The organism is Streptomyces sp. IBSBF 2435 (assembly GCF_036815005.1).
Taxonomy (GTDB): domain Bacteria; phylum Actinomycetota; class Actinomycetes; order Streptomycetales; family Streptomycetaceae; genus Actinacidiphila.
This window is the reverse complement of the sequence record NZ_JAJSYW010000283.1, coordinates 1-5,764: the sequence shown is the minus strand read 5'-3', so window position 1 is coordinate 5,764 and position 5,764 is coordinate 1. Positions and strand designations below refer to the sequence as shown.

The 5,764-nt window shown below is 72.7% G+C and carries 3 protein-coding genes; all 3 read left to right on the top strand.

Features of this window, described 5'->3' with window-relative positions; all coding sequences use genetic code 11:
- Positions 1 to 339 precede the first annotated feature (339 nt).
- On the top strand, positions 340 to 1,818 hold the full coding sequence (locus tag V7E46_RS31955; RefSeq protein ID WP_443054413.1) for an MFS transporter: 1,479 nt from the start codon (positions 340 to 342) through the stop codon (positions 1,816 to 1,818).
- A gap of 187 nt (positions 1,819 to 2,005) precedes the next feature.
- Positions 2,006 to 4,285 carry a catalase gene (locus V7E46_RS31950; RefSeq protein WP_333771676.1) on the top strand — a complete coding sequence of 760 codons (2,280 nt, stop codon included), beginning with the start codon at positions 2,006 to 2,008 and terminating at the stop codon, positions 4,283 to 4,285.
- A 159-nt stretch (positions 4,286 to 4,444) separates the two neighbouring features.
- Positions 4,445 to 5,722, top strand: coding sequence for a peptide ligase PGM1-related protein (locus V7E46_RS31945; protein WP_333771675.1), 1,278 nt, complete (start codon positions 4,445 to 4,447; stop codon positions 5,720 to 5,722).
- The last annotated feature ends 42 nt before the right edge of the window (positions 5,723 to 5,764 follow it).

Sequence of the window (5,764 nt, the reverse complement as noted above, 5' to 3'; positions counted from 1 at the left end):
CCCGGGGAGCCGGCCCCGCCCCGGCCCTGCGCGTACGCCTTCCGCCATGGGCGGGCGCGACGGCCGGGAAGCTGCCCCGCCGCCGGGAGAGCCATGGACGACCGTCGGCGCGTTCGTCACCGCAACCACGGCAACCGTGGCACGGTGATCTTCGTGACGGACCGGCCCGGCGGGCAGGTCCTGGCGTCCGGCATCCGGAACGGGCCGTCGGGCGAGGCATGACCCCTGCCGGGCCAGGGCAACCGATCACGCGTCGGACACCTGCCCGCGGGCGGGCGGCGGGCGGACCGTGACCCGCCCGCCGTGGATCCCCGTCCGCCCCGGGAAGGACGCGCAGCTGTGGACTCGACTCGTACGACATCGCAGAAGGCACCCGAGGAGCGGCAGCACTCGGCCGGAGAGTGGCGTGCTCTGGCGGTCTGTCTGACCGCGAGCTTCATGACCCTGCTGGACGTCAGCATCGTCAATGTGGCGCTGCCGTCGATCCGCAGCGGCATCGGCGCCTCGCAGAGCGGCCTGCAATGGGTGCTGTCCGGATACGCCCTCGCCTTCGGCCTGGTCCTGGTGCCGTCCGGGCGGCTCGGCGACGTCCGTGGCCGCCGGGGCGTGTTCATGGTGGGACTGCTCGTCTTCACGGCCGCCAGCGCGCTGGCCGGCGCGGCGCAGAACGAGACGTGGCTGGTGGCCGCCCGGCTCGTCCAGGGCGTGGCCGGCGGCATTCTCGTACCGCAGGTGTCCGGGTTCATCCAGCAGATGTTCCAGGGCGCCGCGCGCGGGCGGGCGTTCGGCCTGCTCGGCGCCACCATCGGGGTGTCCACCGCGGTGGGACCGCTGCTCGGCGGACTGCTGATCCAGCTGTTCGGCTCGCACGAGGGCTGGCGCTGGGTCTTCTACGTCAACCTGCCGATCGGCCTCGTGCTGCTCCCGCTGGCGCACCGCCTGCTGCCCGGCCGGGTGCGGCGGGAGGGCACGGGTACGCGCAGCGACCTCGATCCGGTCGGCGTGGTGCTGCTGGGCGTCGGGACCGTGGTGCTGCTCCTGCCGTTCGTCCAGCAGCGGGAGTGGCCGGGGCTGGGGAAATGGCTGCTGATCCCGCTGGCCCTGCTCGTGCTGGGCGGTTTCGCGGCCTGGGAACGCCATTACGGGCGGCGGCACGAACCGCTGGTGAATCTGGCCCTTTTCCATCGGCAGTCGTACGGGCTCGGCGTTTTCTTGTCGCTGCTGTACTTCGCGGGCTTCACCTCGATCTTCTTCGTGCTGACGCTGTACCTCCAGAACGGGATGCACTACTCCGCGCTGGAGGCGGGCGTATCGATCATGCCTTTCGCCGTGGGCTCGGGTGCCGCGGCGGCGGTCGGCGGGCGGATCGTCACCCGGATCGGGCGCCCGCTGGTCGCCCTGGGCCTGGGCATGGTGGTCCTCGGACTGCTCGGTACGGTACTGGCCGTCCATCAGGACAGCACCGGTTCTGTCGGCCTGGCGACCGCGCTGCCGCTGCTGTTCGCCGGAATCGGCAGCGGGCTCGTGATCTCGCCGAACCAGACGCTGACGCTCAGCGAGGTCCCGGTGGAGCGGGCCGGCAGCGCGGGCGGCGTACTCCAGACCGCGCAGCGGATCGGTTCGGCGGCGGGTATCGCGGCGGTCGGCTCCGTCTTCTTCTCCAGGGTCGGCAATTCCCGCCCCGACTGGTCCTCCGGGCTCCAGCTGGGGCTGGTCACCGCGGCGGGTCTGGCCGCGCTGGCCCTGGCGGTCGCGCTCGTCGATGTCTTCACCGGCCCGTCGAATGCGCCGCGCGCCGCCGGGGAGAGCGGCGCGTGACCTGGCGCGGGGTGCCGGCAGCCGCTCCGCGGCGGCTGCCGGTTAGCCCGTGCGGATGCCGGATGTCGCGTCGCCGGTGTGGAGGCGCTGACCATCCGGGTACCACTTGTGATGCGATGTCGTGATTATTCAATTCCGCGGCTTTTCCTGCGGCGGCCCCACCCCTTCGAATGATCGGAAGACCCTGGTGAGCGAGAAGAAGAACCCCGTGACGGCTGCCGCCGACAAGGTCGTCGAGAAGGTCCAGGAGGCCGTCCACCCGGGCAACGAGATCCCGGGCGCCCCCGCCCCGGTGCCGCCGTCCGTCGAGGAGCCGACCGAGCCGCGCGGCCCGCTGCCGCCCAAGCCGGACCAGCGCGGCCCTGACACGTACAGCCCGACCGGCCAGCCGACGCGGACCTCGCAGGACAAGGTCGCGCAGGCCGGCAGCTACCTCACGACAGCGCAGGGCGCGCGGCTGTACGACACCGACCACTCGCTGAAGGCCGGACCGCGCGGGCCGGTGCTGCTGCAGGACCACCACCTGCGGGAGAAGATCACCCACTTCGACCACGAGCGCATCCCCGAGCGGGTCGTGCACGCCCGCGGCGCCGCCGCGCACGGCGTCTTCACGGGCTACGGGGCCGCCGCGAAGATCACCAAGGCGGCATTCCTGGCCAAGGACGTCGAGACGCCGGTCTTCGTGCGCTTCTCCACCGTCCTCGGCTCGCGCGGCTCCGCGGACACCGTGCGCGACACCCGGGGCTTCGCGACGAAGTTCTACACCGCGGAGGGCGTCTTCGACCTGGTCGGCAACAATATTCCGGTGTTCTTCATCCAGGACGCGATCAAGTTCCCCGACGTGATCCACGCCGGCAAGCCGCATCCGGACCGGGAGATCCCGCAGGCGCAGAGCGCGCACGACACCTTCTGGGACTTCGTCACCCTGCACACCGAAGCCACCCACCACACCCTGTGGAACATGTCCGACCGCGGCATCCCGCGCTCGTTCCGGATGATGGAGGGCTTCGGCGTCCACACCTTCCGGCTGGTCAACGACCAGGGCGCCACCACGCTGGTGAAATTCCACTGGAAGCCGAAGCTGGGCGTGCACTCCCTGGTGTGGGAGGAGGCCCAGATCACCAGCGGCATGGACCCGGACTTCCACCGCCGCGACCTCGCCGACGCGATCGAGGCCGGCGCCTTCCCGCAGTGGGAGCTGGGGGTGCAGACCTTCCCCGACACCGAGGACCAGATGTTCCAGGGCATCGACCTGCTGGACCCCACCAAGCTGGTGCCCGAGGAGCTGGCGCCGGTCCAGCCGATCGGCCTGATGACGCTCAACGCCAACCCGTCGAACTACTTCGCCGAGACCGAGCAGGTCGCCTTCCACGTCGGCCACCTCGTGCCCGGCATCGACGTCACCAACGACCCGCTGCTGCAGGGCCGCCTCTTCTCGTACCTCGACACGCAGATCAGCCGGCTCGGCGGCCCCAACTTCGGCCAGCTGCCGATCAACCGCACCCACGCGCCCGTCAACGACATGCTGCGCGACGGCATGCACCAGACCGCGGTGCACCGGGGCGTGGCCCCGTACCACCCCAACTCCCTCGACGGCGGCTGCCCGTTCCTGGCCGGCGCCGACACCGGCGCCTACATCGAGGTCCCGGTCGAGGTGCCCGCGAGCCGCAAGGTACGCGAGGCGGCGGCGTCCTTCGACGACCACTTCAGCCAGGCCCGGCTGTTCTGGCTGAGCATGACGCCCACCGAGCGCGAGCACATCGTCGCCGCCTACTCCTTCGAGCTGAACAAGTGCTACGAGACGGCGATCAAGGAACGCGCGCTGCTCGCGCTCGCCAACATCGACACCGACCTGTGCGCGCAGGTCGCCACCGGCCTCGGGCTGCCCGCGCCCGACGCCACCGTGACCCTCGCGGACCCGCAGCCCAGCCCCGCGCTGTCGCAGCTGGGCGGTCGCTGGCCGCTGGACGGCCGGATCATCGGCATCGTCACCGCGGGCGACCAGGACCTCAGCGGCGTCCGCTCCGTCCGCCAGGCCGTACTGGACGCCGGCATGGTCCCCCTGGTCATCGCCCCGCACGGCGGCGAACTCGACGCCGACGGCGAACCCGTCGCCGTGCAGCGCACCTTCGCCACCGCCCGGTCCACCGAATTCGACGCGGTCCTGCTCGCCGGCGCGCCCGCTCCCGGGGCCGACACCTACGGCGCCCGCGACGCGAAGGTGGACGACAGCGCGGCGGCGGCCGCGAGCATCGACCCCCGGGTCTTGCTGCTGCTCACCGAGGCCTACCGGCACGGCAAGGCACTGGGCGCCTGGGCCGACGGGACGGAGGCGCTGACCGCGGCCGGTATCGCCGCCGACGCCCCCGGCGTGGTGACCGCGGGCGGCGCCGCCTCCGTCCTGGAGCACGTCAGCGAACTGCTGACCCGGCACCGCGCCTGGGACCGCTTCACCCCCGCGGTCTGAGCGCGTCCGGTCCTCGGGTCCGCCGCCCGCACCGGGCGGCGGACCACGCCTCCGCCACGGGGCTGCCGCCGGTGACCGGGCCGGAGAAGGGAGGACGACGGTGGCCACGGCGGACGCGAAGGGGGCCTGTCCGGTGAGCGGTGCGGAGGGCGGCACGTCATGATCGCTGAACACGAGGGAGCGGGCGCGCTCGTCATCCTCGCCAATTTCGTCTCGCCCCTGGCGGTCGACCTGAGCGAGGCGTCGGTGCTGCGCCGGTGGTCGGAGCAGGCGCCGCGGAAGATCTGGCTCACTCGGCCCCGTGACGTGCTGGTCGTCCCCGTGCCCCTCGGCGACGCCTTCCGCCGCTACGCCTTCGAGCGGCTGAGGATCCCTGACGGCACCGTCACCGTCGTGACGGTGCCCGACGCCCCTCACATGGCGATGGCGCAGGCGCTTGCCGTGCACGGCCTGCTGGAGCCGCTGCGCGCCCTGGTCCACGCGCGCCCGGGTGCCCGTCTCCTGCCCACCGCGCTGGACGAGGCCACGGTCGCCCTGGCCGCCGACCTCGGCACGCCGCTCGTCGCCTTCGAGGCGGGCGGACCGGGTGCGGAGACACTGCGGACCGTGTCGGACCTGAACACGAAATCCGGCTTCCGCACCCTCGCGGGCCGCATCGGCATGCGCCTGCCGGCCGGCCGGGTGTGCACCGGAGCGGAAGTCTTCCCGGTGACCTGCGACCTGCTCGCGGAGCACGAGCGCGTGGTGGTCAAACCCGACCGGTCCGCCGGCGGCCACGGCCTGCGCTTCGTCGCGCGCGGGGAGGAACCGGCGCAGCCCCCGGCAGCGCCGGGCAGCCGTTGGGTCGTCGAGCAGTACGTCGACCACACGCGGGCAATCAGTGCCCAGGGCCACACGACCGCGGAACGCGTCGCGGTGCTCTTCGACGGCGAGATGCGCATGGACGGCGGCTCCTTCGCCGGCTACAGCTCACCGCTCGGCGGTCTGCCGGAAGCCACCCGGGCCGAACTGGCCGACTGGACGCGTGCGCTGGGCCGTCAGCTCGCGGCCGACGGCTACCGCGGCCCCTACAGCCTGGACGCGGTCTGCGCCACCGACGGCACCCTCTACGCCCTGGAATGCAACGTACGGCGCACCGCGACCACCACCGCGTACGCCATGCTCACCCGCCTGCGCGGTGACGGCCGGCCGGCGCCTGCCTGGTCCACGGGAACGGCCCACGCGGCCTGCGCGCTGTCCTTCGATGCGGCGGTCACCTGCCTGACGGAAGCCGGGCTGGACTTCCGGCCGGGCGACGGCGAGGGCGTCGTTTTCTACGCCGGCGCCCCCGCGAACGGCACCGACTGGCGATACGCCGCTTTCGCCGCCGACCACGGTCGGCTGACCGAGTTGGAGGTCCGGCTGACCGCGGCTCTGGGGCACGACGACGGCAGCTGACCCTGCCGGGGGGCGGTGTGCGGGCCGGTCAGGGGGCTGGGG